The 13797-nt window shown below is 57.8% G+C and carries 17 protein-coding genes; 5 read left to right on the forward strand and 12 right to left on the reverse strand.

All coding sequences use genetic code 11. The annotated features are described in order from the left end of the window. Window positions 1–126: 126 nt before the first annotated feature. From flgJ to flgB, 9 genes are all read right to left on the reverse strand, one after another. A complete protein-coding gene (gene flgJ, locus F8R23_RS06190) occupies window positions 127–1083 on the reverse strand; it encodes a flagellar assembly peptidoglycan hydrolase FlgJ (RefSeq protein ID WP_129936681.1) in 957 nt (318 codons plus the stop codon). Then, window positions 1083–2183, reverse strand: a complete 1101-nt coding sequence (locus F8R23_RS06195) for a flagellar basal body P-ring protein FlgI (RefSeq protein ID WP_129936682.1) — start codon at window positions 2181–2183, stop codon at window positions 1083–1085. Before F8R23_RS06195 ends, flgJ begins: the two co-directional genes overlap by 1 nt. 10 nt (window positions 2184–2193) lie before the next feature. After that, window positions 2194–2895 (reverse strand): flagellar basal body L-ring protein FlgH, encoded by a 702-nt coding sequence (gene flgH, locus F8R23_RS06200; protein ID WP_099064643.1) that lies wholly within the window; start codon window positions 2893–2895, stop codon window positions 2194–2196. Between the two features lie 236 nt (window positions 2896–3131). After that, complete coding sequence (gene flgG, locus F8R23_RS06205; RefSeq protein WP_020827517.1) at window positions 3132–3914, reverse strand: flagellar basal-body rod protein FlgG; 783 nt, start codon at window positions 3912–3914, stop codon at window positions 3132–3134. An 18-nt stretch (window positions 3915–3932) separates the two neighbouring features. Beyond that, window positions 3933–4688, reverse strand: a complete 756-nt coding sequence (locus F8R23_RS06210) for a flagellar basal body rod protein FlgF (RefSeq protein ID WP_112349625.1) — start codon at window positions 4686–4688, stop codon at window positions 3933–3935. Window positions 4689–4700: 12 nt separating this feature from the next. After that, complete coding sequence (gene flgE, locus F8R23_RS06215) at window positions 4701–5924, reverse strand: flagellar hook protein FlgE (protein ID WP_099064645.1); 1224 nt, start codon at window positions 5922–5924, stop codon at window positions 4701–4703. Between the two features lie 70 nt (window positions 5925–5994). Further along, window positions 5995–6672: a flagellar hook assembly protein FlgD gene (gene flgD, locus F8R23_RS06220; RefSeq protein WP_151415397.1), complete on the reverse strand. Its 678-nt coding sequence runs from the start codon at window positions 6670–6672 to the stop codon at window positions 5995–5997. Between the two features lie 12 nt (window positions 6673–6684). Beyond that, window positions 6685–7089: a flagellar basal body rod protein FlgC gene (gene flgC, locus F8R23_RS06225; protein ID WP_020827521.1), complete on the reverse strand. Its 405-nt coding sequence runs from the start codon at window positions 7087–7089 to the stop codon at window positions 6685–6687. A 5-nt stretch (window positions 7090–7094) separates the two neighbouring features. Further along, entirely contained in the window at window positions 7095–7508 is a 414-nt protein-coding gene (flgB, locus tag F8R23_RS06230; protein ID WP_012145692.1) for a flagellar basal body rod protein FlgB, read from the reverse strand. Window positions 7509–7668: 160 nt separating this feature from the next. On the opposite strand from flgB, the gene flgA reads away from it, so the two are divergent. From flgA to F8R23_RS06255, 5 genes are all read left to right on the forward strand, one after another. Continuing rightward, window positions 7669–8322 carry a flagellar basal body P-ring formation chaperone FlgA gene (gene flgA / locus F8R23_RS06235; protein ID WP_151415398.1) on the forward strand — a complete coding sequence of 218 codons (654 nt, stop codon included), beginning with the start codon at window positions 7669–7671 and terminating at the stop codon, window positions 8320–8322. A gap of 122 nt (window positions 8323–8444) precedes the next feature. After that, window positions 8445–8771, forward strand: a complete 327-nt coding sequence (gene flgM / locus F8R23_RS06240) for a flagellar biosynthesis anti-sigma factor FlgM (RefSeq protein ID WP_112349622.1) — start codon at window positions 8445–8447, stop codon at window positions 8769–8771. 47 nt (window positions 8772–8818) lie between these two features. Next, complete coding sequence (locus tag F8R23_RS06245) at window positions 8819–9253, forward strand: flagella synthesis protein FlgN (protein WP_129936685.1); 435 nt, start codon at window positions 8819–8821, stop codon at window positions 9251–9253. A 232-nt stretch (window positions 9254–9485) separates the two neighbouring features. Then, a complete protein-coding gene (locus F8R23_RS06250) occupies window positions 9486–9872 on the forward strand; it encodes a type II toxin-antitoxin system RelE/ParE family toxin (protein ID WP_129938279.1) in 387 nt (128 codons plus the stop codon). After that, the gene (locus tag F8R23_RS06255) at window positions 9853–10155 is read left to right on the forward strand and encodes a helix-turn-helix domain-containing protein (protein WP_012145696.1); all 303 of its coding nucleotides are present in this window, start codon (window positions 9853–9855) and stop codon (window positions 10153–10155) included. Before F8R23_RS06250 ends, F8R23_RS06255 begins: the two co-directional genes overlap by 20 nt. Window positions 10156–10158: 3 nt before the next feature. Here the strand turns inward: F8R23_RS06255 and F8R23_RS06260 are convergent, their stop codons facing one another. From F8R23_RS06260 to flhB, 3 genes are read right to left on the reverse strand one after another with little or no spacing between them, the layout of a single operon-like run. Then, complete coding sequence (locus F8R23_RS06260) at window positions 10159–10563, reverse strand: flagellar protein FlhE (RefSeq protein WP_129936687.1); 405 nt, start codon at window positions 10561–10563, stop codon at window positions 10159–10161. Next, entirely contained in the window at window positions 10563–12641 is a 2079-nt protein-coding gene (gene flhA, locus F8R23_RS06265) for a flagellar biosynthesis protein FlhA (protein ID WP_151415399.1), read from the reverse strand. The genes F8R23_RS06260 and flhA overlap by 1 nt, the downstream gene beginning before the upstream one ends. Further along, the gene (gene flhB / locus F8R23_RS06270) at window positions 12634–13785 is read right to left on the reverse strand and encodes a flagellar biosynthesis protein FlhB (RefSeq protein ID WP_151415400.1); all 1152 of its coding nucleotides are present in this window, start codon (window positions 13783–13785) and stop codon (window positions 12634–12636) included. Before flhB ends, flhA begins: the two co-directional genes overlap by 8 nt. Window positions 13786–13797 lie beyond the last annotated feature (12 nt).

Genomic DNA, 13797 nt, shown 5'->3' on the forward strand with positions numbered 1-13797 from the left:
AATCCCCAAAATAATTGGCGTTGCAGCACGGCGGCCAGCAAGGGAGTCGCCGGGAGCTTGGTCAGCCAAGTGACCGGGGTGAGCCTGTGCAGCCAACACAGCTGCAGCGTCAAGAATGAAGGGGATTTAAAACAGATCCTTCAGGTCGTGGGTATAGGCTTTAACCACCTGCTCACCGGCGTTTTTCATCTGCTGGATCACGCTGACCAGTTTATTGGCATATTGCGGATCGGTGGCGTAACCGGCCTGCTGCAATGCATGCGCCGCCTGCTCCGGACTACGGGCATTGGCCACCTCGGCGTAGCGTGGGTTATTGGTCAACAGCTTGACGTAGTCGGCCATCGCCTCGACGTAAGAGCCATACACCCGGAACTGCGCCTTGATCTTCTTCGCCGTCCCCTGCTCAAACTCGGTGGTGGTGATCTCGGTGACCGGCCCCTTCCAACTGCCACCGGCCTTGATGCCGAACAGGTTGTAGCTCGGCGTGCCGTTGGCGGTCGGGATCTCGCGTTGACCCCAACCGGATTCCAGCGCCGCCTGTGCCACAATCAACTGATGGGGTATGCCGCTCTGTTGGCTGGCAACCCGTGCAGGGATAGACAAGCGGGCGACAAAGTTGCCGTTATTGAGCGACAGCGGCGGCGTGGCCGGTGCTTTCGGAACCGCACGGCGGATCATCTGCTCCAGCGCCTGATTCGGCAGCGTTTGCAGCACCTCCCTGTCCTGATAAAGAAGGTCCAGCGCCATCGGCGACATGCCTGCGGTCTCGCTCGGCACCGCGTTGGCATTACTCATCTGCTTAACCATCATGTCAGCCAGCCCCAGTCCTTTCTGCGACATTTGCTGGGCGATCTGCTGGTCATACATCGAGGTATAAAGCCGCGACTGATCGCTGCTCAACACCCCGTCCTTCGGTAACGCAGCACGCATGCTTTTCAGCATCATCTGCACGAACATGCCTTCAACCTGCTGGGCCACCTGTTTCAGGTTACCCTGCGGATCGATCGCCGCATCACGCTTCAGCCCGTTGAGTGCCTGAGCATCGTAAGCCGCGCCCGACATTGCCATCAGATCGCCAGCCATCAAATGATTTCCAGCTTGGCGCGCAGACAACCAGCGCTTTGCATCGCCTGCAGGATCGACATCAGATCGATCGGCGTAGCCCCCAAGGCGTTAAGCGCGCGGATCACATTGTTCAGATTGGCGCTGGCGTTAACCTTCTGCAACGAACCGCCCTGCTGCTGCACCGAAATCTGGGTATTCGGCGTCACCACGGTCTGCCCGCCGCCAAATGGCGTCGTCGGCTGGCTGACGGTATTTTGCCGATCGACCACCACCGACAGGTTGCCTTGTGCCACCGCGCAGGAATCCAGGATCACGTCTCGGTTCATCACCACCGAACCGGTACGGGAATTGATGATCACCTTGGCGTCTATCGCCCCGACGCTGACGTTAATGTTCTGGACCTCCGCCAGGAAACGTACCTGAGAACTCTTGCCTTGCGGCACCAACACCTGAATGGTACGGGCGTCTAGCGGTGAAGCGGTGCCGCCGCCTCGCTGGCGGTTGATGGCATCGCTGATCTGTTGTGCCAGCGTGAAGTCTTCATCGTTCAACTGCAGGTTAATCACCCCACCGGCACCGAAGGTGGTTGGCAGTTCGCGTTCAATGGTAGCGCCGTTACTGATGCGTCCCCCCGCCAGTTGGTTGACCTGCACGCTGCTGCCTCCAGCCGACGCTCCCGCGCCGCCCACCAGCACGTTGCCCTGTGCCAGCGCGTAAACCTGGTTATCCACCCCTTTCAGCGGGGTCATCAGCAAGGTGCCGCCACGCAGGCTTTTGGCGTTCCCCATTGAGGACACCACCACGTCAATATTTTGCCCGGTGCGTGAAAACGGCGGCAGCTTGGCGGTGACCATGACCGCAGCTACGTTTTTCAACTGCATATTGGTGCCTGGCGGCACCGTGATACCCAGTTGCGACAGCATATTACTCAGACTCTGGGTGGTGAACGGCGTCTGCATGGTCTGGTCACCGGAACCATCCAGCCCCACCACCAGCCCGTAACCGATCAGCGCGTTATCACGCACGCCCTGTACCGTGACCAGATCGCGAATGCGCTCCGCCGTCGCCGGTAAACACACCAGCCCAATCCACAGCGTAAGCAGTAATTTTTTCAGCATCGGTCAATCCTTAGAACGGTGAAACATTTAAGAAGAAGCGTTGCAGCCAACCCATGGTCTGCGCCTCGTTGATATAGCCGTTGCCGACATATTCAATACGCGCGTCCGCCACCTGGGTGGAGGCCACCGAGTTACTGCCGCTGATGGTGCGCGGGTTGACCACCCCAGAGAAGCGGATGAACTCGGTCCCCTGATTGATGGCGATCTGTTTTTCGCCCACCACGTGCAGATTGCCGTTAACCAGCACCTGATTGACCGTGACGGTAATAGTGCCGTTGAAGGTATTGTTGGCGTTGGCCCCGCCCTTGCCGCCGAAGGTGCTGTCGCCGGACATCTCCATATCCGCGCGCGCATTGCCTAACAGCCCATCGAGATAACGCGGCGCGGTGGCAACACCAAACTTGCTGGCACCGTTGCGGCTGGCGTTGGCCGAGGAGCTTTTGCTGGCGCTGACGTTTTCCTGCAACGCGATGGTCAGGGTATCGCCGATATTGCGTGGACGTCGGTCTTCAAACAGAGGCTGATAGCCGTAGTTCATCGGCTGTACCGTTTGGAAAATCGAGCCGTTCGGCACCGGAGCGCCCGCCGGAGCAGGTTGCGCCGTGGTCGTGCCGTCCACCAGAGGTTTATGCGGAATATATGCGCAGCCGCCCAGCGTCAGCATCACCATCGCCGTCAACCAGCGTTTGCCTTGCGGCGGCACGTTTGCCATCAGAGTTGTGGTTACCACGGGTATCGCCTTTGTTGCACAAAAATAGGGTTACGGGCGCAGCCGCGCCCGTGAATGTGTTGACAACGTGGGGAAAAAGCGTGGTTTTTCCCCACGTTGTGGTTATCAGCCGAAAATCAATAATTTGATTTTCCTTAATTTTTTGTTAGCAAATCCTGACCTTCAAACCCTGTTTTGAGATTTGTTAGCTGTCTGACGAGCGCAGCCGCGCCCGTCAATTACAGTTGCGTCAGCTTTTGCAGCATCTGATCGGAGGTCGATACCGCTTTGCTGTTGATCTCATAAGCCCGTTGGGTCTGGATCATATTCACCAGCTCTTCCGCCACGTTGACGTTAGAGGTTTCCACGTAGCCCTGATACAGCAGACCGGCGCCGTTAAGGCCTGGCGTACTCTCGTTCGGCGCGCCGGAACTCTCGGTTTCCTGATACAGATTCTCGCCCATGCTTTCCAGGCCGCTGTCATTGATAAAGGTGGTCAGCGTCAGTTGCCCCACCTGTTGGGCGGCGGTTTGCCCCTGTAAGGTGGCGCTGACGATACCGTCACGGCCTACGGTGATGCTCAGGGCATTGGCCGGAATGGTGATCGCCGGTTGCACCTGGAAGCCGCTGGCGGTCACCAGCTGGCCGTTCTGATCTCGCTGGAACGAGCCGTCGCGGGTATAAGCCAGGGTGCCGTCTGGCATCATCACCTGGAAAAAGCCCTGCCCCTTGATGGCGATGTCTTTGCTGTTGTTAGTCTGCGACAGATTGCCCTGGCTGTGCAGGCGCTCGGTCGCCACCGGACGAACACCGGTACCGATCTGCAGACCGGAAGGTAACGTGGTCTGTTCAGAGGACTGCGCCCCCGGCTGACGCATGGTCTGGTACAGCAGGTCTTCAAACACCGCGCGCTGGCGTTTGAAACCGTTGGTGCTGACGTTGGCCAGGTTGTTGGCAATCACGTCCATGTTGGTCTGCTGCGCGTCCAGACCGGTTTTAGCAATCCATAAAGATGGGATCATGGGTTATTTCCTTGCGATTTAACTCATTGATAACAAAGAGTTGGCGCGTTGTTCATTTTCATCCACGCTGTGGATGACCTTCATCTGCATTTCAAAGCGACGGGCGTTGGCGATCATGTCGACCATGGTTTCCATCGGCTTGACGTTGCTGCCTTCCAGCACCCCCGGCATCACCTGCACCAGTGGATCATTGGGCAACTGATTGCCCCGCTGCTGTTGAGTTTCCGGCGTCAAACGGAACAGGCCATCGTCACCGCGCATCACTTCCCGCGCATCAGCCTTCACCAGTTTTAACCGGCCGATCTGCGCGATGCTGTTTGGCGGATCGCCCGCATTCAGCGCCGAGATGGTGCCATCGGCAGCGATAGTGATTTCCGCCGACGGCGGTACCTCAATCGGCCCACCGTCACCCATCAACGGCATGCCCTGCACCGTCAGTTGCCCGTTTGGGGAGATCTGAATGTTGCCGTTGCGGGTATAGCCTTCGCTGCCGTCCGGCAGGCTGACCGCCAGAAAACCGTCCTGTTGCAGCGCCACGTCCAGCGGACGCGCGGTGTAGTTCAGCGCTCCCTGGCTCATGTCAGCCCCCGGCGTTGAGGCGGTAACCAGCGTTCTGGTTGGCAGGCTTGGCCCGTCTACCGGCACGGCACGCAGCGCCGACAGCTGGGCGCGAAAGCCCGGCGTCGAAGCGTTAGCCAGATTGTTGGCGGTGACCGATTGCTGTTCCAGCGTCTGTCTCGCCGCGCCCATCGCGGTATAAATCGCGTGATCCATAAATCAATCCTATTAGCGCAGGCTGACCAGCGTCTGCAGAATGGAGTCCTGGGTTTTGATGGTCTGGGCGTTCGACTGGTAGTTACGTTGGGCGACAATCATATTCACCAGTTCCTGGCTCAGATCGACGTTGGACGCTTCCAGCGCGCCGCTGGTCAACTTACCCAGGCCGCCGCCGCCCGCAATACCCACGCGTGGCTGACCTGATGCGCCAGTTTCCTGCCAGACGTTATCGCCCTGTGAGGACAGGCCTTCAGGGTTGGAGAAGTTAGCCATGACGATCTGACCCAGCACCTGAGTCTGCTGGTTGGAATAGATGCCCACCACCGTACCGTCGTTGTTAATCTGGAAATTGGTGTACTCACCGGCGCCATAGCCATCCTGTGATACCTTGCTGACCGAGTCGGCACTGACGCTCTGCTGCATGCTCTTGGCAAAGCTCAGAGTCAGGTTTTGCGCCGGAGCACCGTCTTTGGCAGACATCGGGATCAGCATGCTGAACTCAGCGGCGGTACCTTGTTTACTGGTGGTGCTGGTCAGGTTGCCGCTGGTATCGAAGGTCATGGTGCCGGCATCGACCGGTGCAGCAGAGCCATCCTGGGTATAGACCTGCCACTGGTTGTCGTCGGTCTTCACAAAATAGGCATTGATGTTGTGCGAGTTGCCTAACGAGTCGTATGCGGTGATGGTGTTGACGTAGTTATAAGAATCCTGTTTGGCCGGATCGAAGGTCTTGTTGTCCGGCACCTTATGAGTGGATTTCAGGTTGGCGACCATGGTGCCGGAGGTCGACGCCTTGGCGTTCATCATACCTTCAGGAATGCTCAGCGGCACCGGGTTAGCACCCTGCTGAATGGTCGGTGGCGTACCGGCCGCCGGATAACCGGTCAGTTGCAGGCCCTGCATGTTGGTCAGGTTGCGGTTTTCATCCAGTTTGAACTGGCCGTTACGGCTGTAGAAAATGCCACCGTCCTGATCCTGCATACGGAAGAAACCGTTGCCGGAAATCGCCACGTCCAACGCACGGCTGGTGCCGGTGGTGGTGCCCCCCTTAAAGTTCTGGGTGATGCCGGCTACCTTGACGCCTAACCCCACCTGCGAGCCGGCAAACATGTCGGCAAAAGAAACGGTGCCCGATTTAAAACCGGAAGTGGCGGAGTTAGCGATGTTGTTACCGATCACGTCCAGGTTGGTTGCTGCCGCGTTCAAGCCGCTTACTGCCTGAGAAAAGGCCATGTCATTCTCCGAATATTGTTTAGGCTATCGTCCGATAACGCCCAATGAATAAGTGAAATAAAAAATCGAATTAAAGTATCTGCCGGACCTCATCCAGCGTGCTGCTGCCCGCCAGGCCCAGATCCAGCTTCGCGCCGTTGGCGTCGCGGATAACACCGTTGACCATTCCAAAATGCAGGCTGCGCGCCACCAGTTGCTCGCCGTTGCCCTTGGCGCTGATGGTAAAGTTGTAGGCACCGTCGGGTGCGGCGGTACCGTCCGTCATCGAGCCGTCCCAGCTAAACGAATGCACACCGGCGGTCTGGCCACCAAGCTCGATAGTGCGCACCGCTTTGCCGGTGGCGTCGGTAATGGTGGCGGTCACCGAGTCGGCCGCACGTTCCAGTTCCAGACCAAACGGCGTGGTACTGACCTTGCCGTCTTTGCTGCCGGCCAGAATGTTGCTGCCGGGCACCATCACACCGTGGCCGATCAGCGCACTGGCTTGCAGCGACTGATTGCTGTTGATCTGGCCGGAAATCGAACCCAGCGTGGTATTGAGTTTCTCTATGCCTTGTACGGTGTTGATCTGCGCCAATTGGCTGGTCAGTTCATTGTTTTGCATCGGGTTGGTCGGATCCTGATTCTTCAACTGCGCCACCAACAGCGTCAGGAAGCTGTTGTTCAGATCCTGACTGTTGGTGGTTTTGCTGTTGGCACCGATGACGGTGTTATCCAGCGTTTCATTGGTGGTTGCGGCAATAGCCATGGCAAACTCCGGTTATTGACCCAGCGTCAGGGTTTTCATCATCATCGACTTGGTGGTGTTGAGCACCTCAACGTTGGCCTGATAGCTGCGGGAAGCGGAAATGGTATTGACCATTTCACCCACCACATCCACGTTCGGCATGCGTACATAGCCTTTGCCGTCCGCCAGTGGGTTGCCCGGCTGGTAAACCAGACGCTCCGGTGCCGGGTCGTCGACCACCTGGGCTACACGGACACCGCCGGTGGGCTGCCCGGCGGCTGCGGCAACTTCAAACACCACCTGTTTGGCCCGATAAGGCTGACCGTCCGGGCCGGTGACGCTGTCGGCGTTGGCCATGTTGCTGGCACTGACGTTCATGCGTTGCGACTGGGCAGACAGCGCCGAGCCGGAGATATCAAAAATATTCAGTAGCGACATGCGCCTTATCCTTGTTGTAACACTGACATCATCCCTTTGATCTGACCGTTGATCAGCGTCAGATCGGTCTGATATTTCAGGCTGTTATCGGCGAAGTTGGTACGTTCGCGATCCATGTCCACCGTGTTGCCGTCCATCGAGGGTTGATCCGGTACGCGGAACAGCAAGTCGAGCTGTGGCGGCTGCATGTTCTGCGCCGGAATGTGGCGGGCCGACGTCATATTCAGCGCAATGCCACTGCCGCTGACGCGGCCCTGTTCCAGCACCTTGTTCAGTTGGCCGGCGAAATCGATGTCCCGCGCCTGATAGCCCGGGGTGTCTGCGTTGGCGATGTTGGCGGCCAAAATTTCCTGCCGCTGGGCGCGCAGGTTCAGCGCCTCTTGACCAAAGCGCAGAGCAGCGTCCAGTTTGTCGATCATGCTCCCTCCGCGAGGTTAGAATTTGGAGCCGACAGCATAAACGCCCCTTCCGCCAGCCGATCGCGGGAATAAGGGCAAAATGCGTCGCTATTTATCTGCTTAGCCTGAACGCAGGCCGGGTACACTTACGCGCACCCTGATGGTTCTTGAGGAAGCGAAGATGAAAGGTAAAATACTGCTGCTGGTCACCCTGCTGTGCAGCCTGAACGTACGGGCCGAGGATCTGACGGCGCAGATCGATCGCTTCATCAGCAGCCAGTTCAGCGGCAGTCCGGTACAGGTTAAAGTGCTGGTGCGCACGCCTGCGGCCCAATGGCCACAGTGTGAATTTCCGCAACTGTCACTCGCGCCCAATGCCCGCCGTTGGGGCAATATCAGCGTCTCGGCACGTTGCGGTCAGGAGCGGCGTTTTATCCAAACGCAGGTTCAGGTGATCGGCAAATACCTGGTGTCAGCACGCGGTATCAGCGCCGGCAGTAAGTTGACAGAGGCGGACATCAGGCTGAAAACCGGTCGACTCGACACTCTGGCCCCCCGCACGCTGACCGAAGCCAGCAAGGCGCTGGGTGCCGTCAGCCTGCGTAATATCAGCCCCGGCCAGCCGCTAACCTTCGCCATGTTGCGCCGCGCCTGGGTGATCAAGGCCGGTCAGGCGGTGCAGGTCAGCGCACAGGGGAACGGGTTTAACATCAGCGGTTCAGGCAAGGCGATGAACAACGCCGCCACCGAAGATAGCGTCAGAGTACGCATGGCCTCCGGGCAAATTGTTAGCGGCATTGTCGGTGACGACGGGACGATTCGCATCATCCTATAAATAAGTAAAGGTTTATCAAACCTTGCCGATAATAACGTCATAAGCAGTATTTTATTGGCCGCCAGGGCCACAAATAGTATCAGCCATTGCCCCCGCGGCGACGGCATCGATGGAGATTGACCATGAGTATCGATCGCACCCAGCGGCTGCAACCCGTTCCAACGGTGCAACCGCGTGAGACGCCGGCTGAAAATCAACTTCAGCCACGCAAGGCCGCCCAGACGGAAAGCACCGTCAGCGGCACCCAGGTAAAGTTGAGCGATGCGCAAGCGCGTCTGATGCAGCCAGGGACGCAGGATATTGATATGAACCGGGTGGACGCCATCAAACAGGCGATCCGCAACGGCGAACTGAAAATGGATGCCGGTAAAATTGCCGATGCCCTGCTGCAAGACGCGCAAAGCGATGCCCAGTGGATGTCAAACGGCAACCCGACATCAAAGGTTTAACCGCCGGGTTAAACACCAGGGAACTCTTTGAAAGGTGATTTATCGTAATGGAAAATCTGGCGCAACTGATCGATAAGCTGCTGGAAACGCTGCAAGCGTTGGATACCGTGCTGGCGGAAGAGCATCATTTGCTGTGCTCAGGCCAATTACCGGGCGTGGCATTGCAACGTGCTACCGATGCCAAAAGCCAGCTGCTGGCCACGGTAAACTATCTGGAACAGCAGCGGCTGAAACTGGAAAGTGCACAAGAGCAACAGGCGCCCTACTCTGCACATCCACGTCTGGCGGAAGCCTGGCAACGGGTGCAGTCGCTCAGCCAACGGCTGCGGGAAAAAAACCAGCATAACGGTATGCTGCTCAATCAGCAGATCGATCACAACGCCCAGGCGCTGGCGATCCTGAGCAAGCAAAACAAATCGCTGTACGGCCCCGATGGCCAGTCGCGCAACGCCAGCCTGCTCGGGCGAAAAATCGGCGTTTAGATCAACCAAACCTCACCCGGTCACGTCACTGTTCAGCCGGGTGTGTCTCCCCCATTGCGAGACAACTCGCACTTCAATTGCCACTTTATCCAGCCCTCTGATTTTGTTTTCGTAACACTACGCAAACCTGGCATTTTCGCCTGTCCTCTCCCATGCCGCTCCCCCACACTGTGTTGGTTTTTAAATCACTTGATCTATACCCGTAAAGGGGATATTTTCACAGGGAGTGTGAATGACCGATATTTACCTCACCAGAACATTCCAGGCATTCGCTACTCACGAACGTATTAGCGACGCCACGGTGATCAAAGCTGCGCGAGAAATACAAAACCAACTGTACGATGCCAATTTGGGCAGTTGCGTTTATAAGAAACGAATCGCTCGTGTCGGTGGCGGTAAACGCGGCGGTTACCGGGTGCTGATCACCTTTCGAGATGAGGACCGGTTTTTTTTCATGCGCGGATTTGCCAAAAATGAAATGGACAACATTGCCAGTGATGAATTGGTGGCGTTGAAGCGCCTTGCCGCGCTTTATCTGGACTATTCGCCTTTCAGGCTTTATCAGTTGGTTAATGACAAGAGGTTGAGGAGACTGACCTATGAGCAAGATCCTTGCTGAGATCCATCAAGAAGTCCAAGAACTGCATCAGGCAGGATTTGTTGATGCCAGCACCATGCGCACCTTCGACATGCTGTGTTTACGCCCGGTCAAACAATATACTCCAGCGGACATCCGCGCCCTACGCGAGCGTGAAAACGTCAGCCAGCCGGTGTTTGCCTTGCATCTGAACGTCAGCAAAAAGGCGGTGCAAAAATGGGAACGCGGCGAAGCCGTTCCCAACTCCGCCGCGATGAAGCTGCTTTCGTTGGTCGACCGCAACGGTCTGGCGATCCTGGCTTAACCGTTACTGGTAATTAACAATCACCTGATTGCTGATCACCCGCAGCGGCGGATTCAAACTGCCTTGCGCCTGCACGTAATAAACAAAACGCAGTTCGGCATTTGCCGGTTCGCCTTGCAGTCCAATGCTGCTGCCACTGCCACCCCCGAGTGAAATACAGCGGGTCAGGGTACAGAGTTGCACCTGCATGCCGGCCGGTTCGGCGGCCAGTAATCGGTAACGCCAACTTACGCTGGTGATACGCGCATCCGCATCCGGTAATTCATTTGGCGCACGTAGCCGGGGTGACTCACCCCGTTCCCCACCGTATTCCAGCGTAGCACCGACGCTGTCAGCCACCCAGGAGCCTGATGCCGCCTGCAAGCTCAGCGGGGCCAACAGGCAGATTAACGCCATGCGGTATTTCATTATGCGGCCCCAATGGTCGCGGTCATGCGGATCTGACGATCGTCGTTGATTTCCAGATTCGACAGCACCACCAGTTGCGGCAGGCTGCGGCGCAAGAAACGCGCCAGCAACGCACGTAGCGCGTGGTTCACCAGCAATACCGGTGGCGCACTGAGCATTTCCTGCCGCTGCAACGCCTGTTTGGCCTGATCCAGCAAGCGATCCGCCAGCCCCGGTTCCAGACCACCTCCGCCCTGCAGGGCTTGTAACAGCAAGCGTTCCAGCTGGGTATCCAGGCCTATCACCTGGATTTCGCCGTTGCCCGGGAACCACTGCTGGGTGATCGCCCGCCCAAGTGCCACCCGCACTACGGTGGTCAACTCATAGGGATCGGTCTGGGACGGCGCATGCTCCGCCAACGTCTCGATAATGGTGCGCATGTCGCGGATCGAAACCCGCTCCGTCAGCAGATTCTGCAATACTTTATGCAGCGTGGTCAGCGTCACCGCGCCCGGCACGAAATCTTCGGTCAGTTTTGGCATGTCTTGCGCGACACGATCCAACAGTTGCTGCGTTTCCTGCCGGCCAAACAGCTCGCTGGCAAACTGGCCAATCAGATGATTAAGATGGGTCGCCACCACGGTGCTGGCTTCTACGACGGTAAAGCCCTGGATCTGTGCCTGCTCACGCAGTGCGCTATCAATCCATACCGCTTCCAGCCCAAAGGCCGGATCGGTGGTTTTATCCCCTGCCAATTCACCCACTGCGTTACCCGGATTGATCGCCAGCCAACGTCCCGGTTGCGCTTCACCGCTGCCGATCTCTACCCCTTTCATCAGGATACGGTAGCTGGCCGGCGGCAGTTCCAGGTTGTCACGGATATGCACCACCGGCGGCAGGTAACCCATCTCCTGCGCAAACTTTTTACGGATGCCGCGAATACGGCCGAGCAGCTCACCGTTCTGCTGGAAATCCACCATCGGGATTAGCCGGTAACCGACTTCCATCCCCAAGGGATCCTCCAACTGCACGTCAGACCAACTGGCTTCCACCGCCTGCGGATTATCCTGCGCTATCGGCACTTCCTGTTCTTTTGGTGCTTGCTGTTCCCGCCCGCGCAGCCACCAGGCCAGGGCCAACAGACCGGCAGTAAACAGCAGGAAGACCAGGTTCGGCATCCCCGGCACCATACCGAGCAGGCCGAGTACCGCGGCACTCAACAGCATGACTCGCGGATTCTTGAACAGTTGGCTAACCATCTGCTCGCCAACGTCCTGGTCGGTCGCCACGCGGGTCACGATAACACCGGCGGCAGTCGAAATGACCAGCGCCGGGATCTGCGCCACCAGGCCGTCACCGATTGTCAGCAAGGTATAGGTTTCCGCCGCTGCGCCCAGTTCCATGCCGTGCTGGATCACCCCGACCAACAGGCCACCGACCACGTTCAACATCATGATCATCAGGCCGGCGACGGCGTCACCACGGACGAACTTACTGGCACCGTCCATCGAACCGTAGAAATCCGCTTCCTGCGTCACTTCGGAACGGCGTTTTTTCGCCTCTTCTTCACCGATCAGACCGGCGTTCAGATCGGCATCGATCGCCATCTGCTTGCCCGGCATGCCGTCGAGTACAAAGCGTGCGCCCACTTCAGCGATACGCCCGGCCCCCTTGGTGATAACCATAAAGTTGATCAGCACCAAAATGATAAACACCACAATACCGATGGCAAAGTTACCGCCCACCAGGAAGTGACCAAAGGCCTCCACCACGCGACCGGCAGCGGCGGAGCCAGTGTGTCCTTCCATCAGGATGATGCGCGTCGAAGCTACGTTGAGCGACAGGCGCAGCAAGGTCGAGAACAGCAATATGGTGGGAAAGGCCGCGAATTCCAGCGTGCGCTGGGTAAACATGGCTACCAGCAGCACCATGATCGACAAGGCAATATTGAAGGTGAACAACAGATCGAGGATGAATGCAGGCAAGGGCAGCACCATCATCGACAGGATCATCAGGATCAGTATCGGTCCGGCCAATACCTGCCACTGCGTATCTTTAAAACTGCCCGGCAAACGAAGCAAGGCGGCCAAATTAGCCATTAGAGTCACTTTCTCCAGCAAAATCCAGTGCTTCCGGCACCGGTAAACGTTCAGGTTTTTTCGGGATCAGCCCCCCTTCGCGCCGCCAGCGTCTTAGCTGGTAAACCCAGGCCAGAACTTCGGCCACGGCGGCGTACAGGGTGGCGGGAATATGTTGTCCAATCTCACTGTGTCGATACAGCGCACGCGCCAGCGGCGGCGCTTCCAGCATTGGGATACGGTGCTCCATACCCAGCTCACGGATACGCAATGCAATTTCACCGGCCCCTTTGGCCAGGACCTTCGGCGCGCTCATGTTTTTGTCGTTGTACTGCAGTGCGACGGCGTAGTGCGTCGGGTTGGTCACGATAACGTCGGCCTTCGGCACGTCGGCCATCATCCGCCGCCGGGACATGGCGCGCTGCTGCTGACGGATGCGCCCTTTGACGTGCGGGTCGCCCTCCTGATCCTTGAACTCGTCACGGATGTCCTGCTTGGTCATCTTCAGTTTTTTGAAATAACTCCACAGCTGATAAAACACGTCAAACGCCACCATCGGCGTCAGCGCCAGTACCACCAACAAGCCACAGAAGATGATCATCTGCAGCGCATTGCCGAGCGCATCGAGCGGCTGTTGCGTCACCAGATGCAGCATCGCCGCCCAGTTGTGCCACAGGTATAACCCGGTGACCCAGCCCACCAGCGTCGCCTTCAGAATGCCCTTCAGCAATTCCGCCAGCACCTGGCTGGAAAATATCCGTTTCAACCCGGACAGCGGATTCATGCGCTTTAAATCAAACTTGAGCGATTTGCCGCTCAACAGCAGGCCACCGAGCAGCATCGGTGCGGTTATCGCCACCAGCGTCAACCCCGCCATAACCGGCAACAGCGCCCAAACCGCCTGCTGCAATAAGGTCGCCAATTGGCGCAGCATCTGTTTGTCGTTGCTGATCATGCTGTGATCGAAGTTCAGACCCTGCGTCAGCATCATGGCCAAGCGTTGCGCCATATTGCCGCCGGCCAGCCAGATGATCGACAGCCCTGCCACCAGCATCAACACCGACGTCAACTCGCGCGAACGCGGGATCTGGCCATCTTCGCGGGCCTTTTCCACCCTGTGGGGTGTGGGAGCCTCGCTCTTTTCCAGATCGCTGTCTTCAGCCACGAACGCGTTTCC

The sequence above is a fragment of the Serratia proteamaculans genome, assembly GCF_008830365.1.
Classification (GTDB): domain Bacteria; phylum Pseudomonadota; class Gammaproteobacteria; order Enterobacterales; family Enterobacteriaceae; genus Serratia; species Serratia proteamaculans.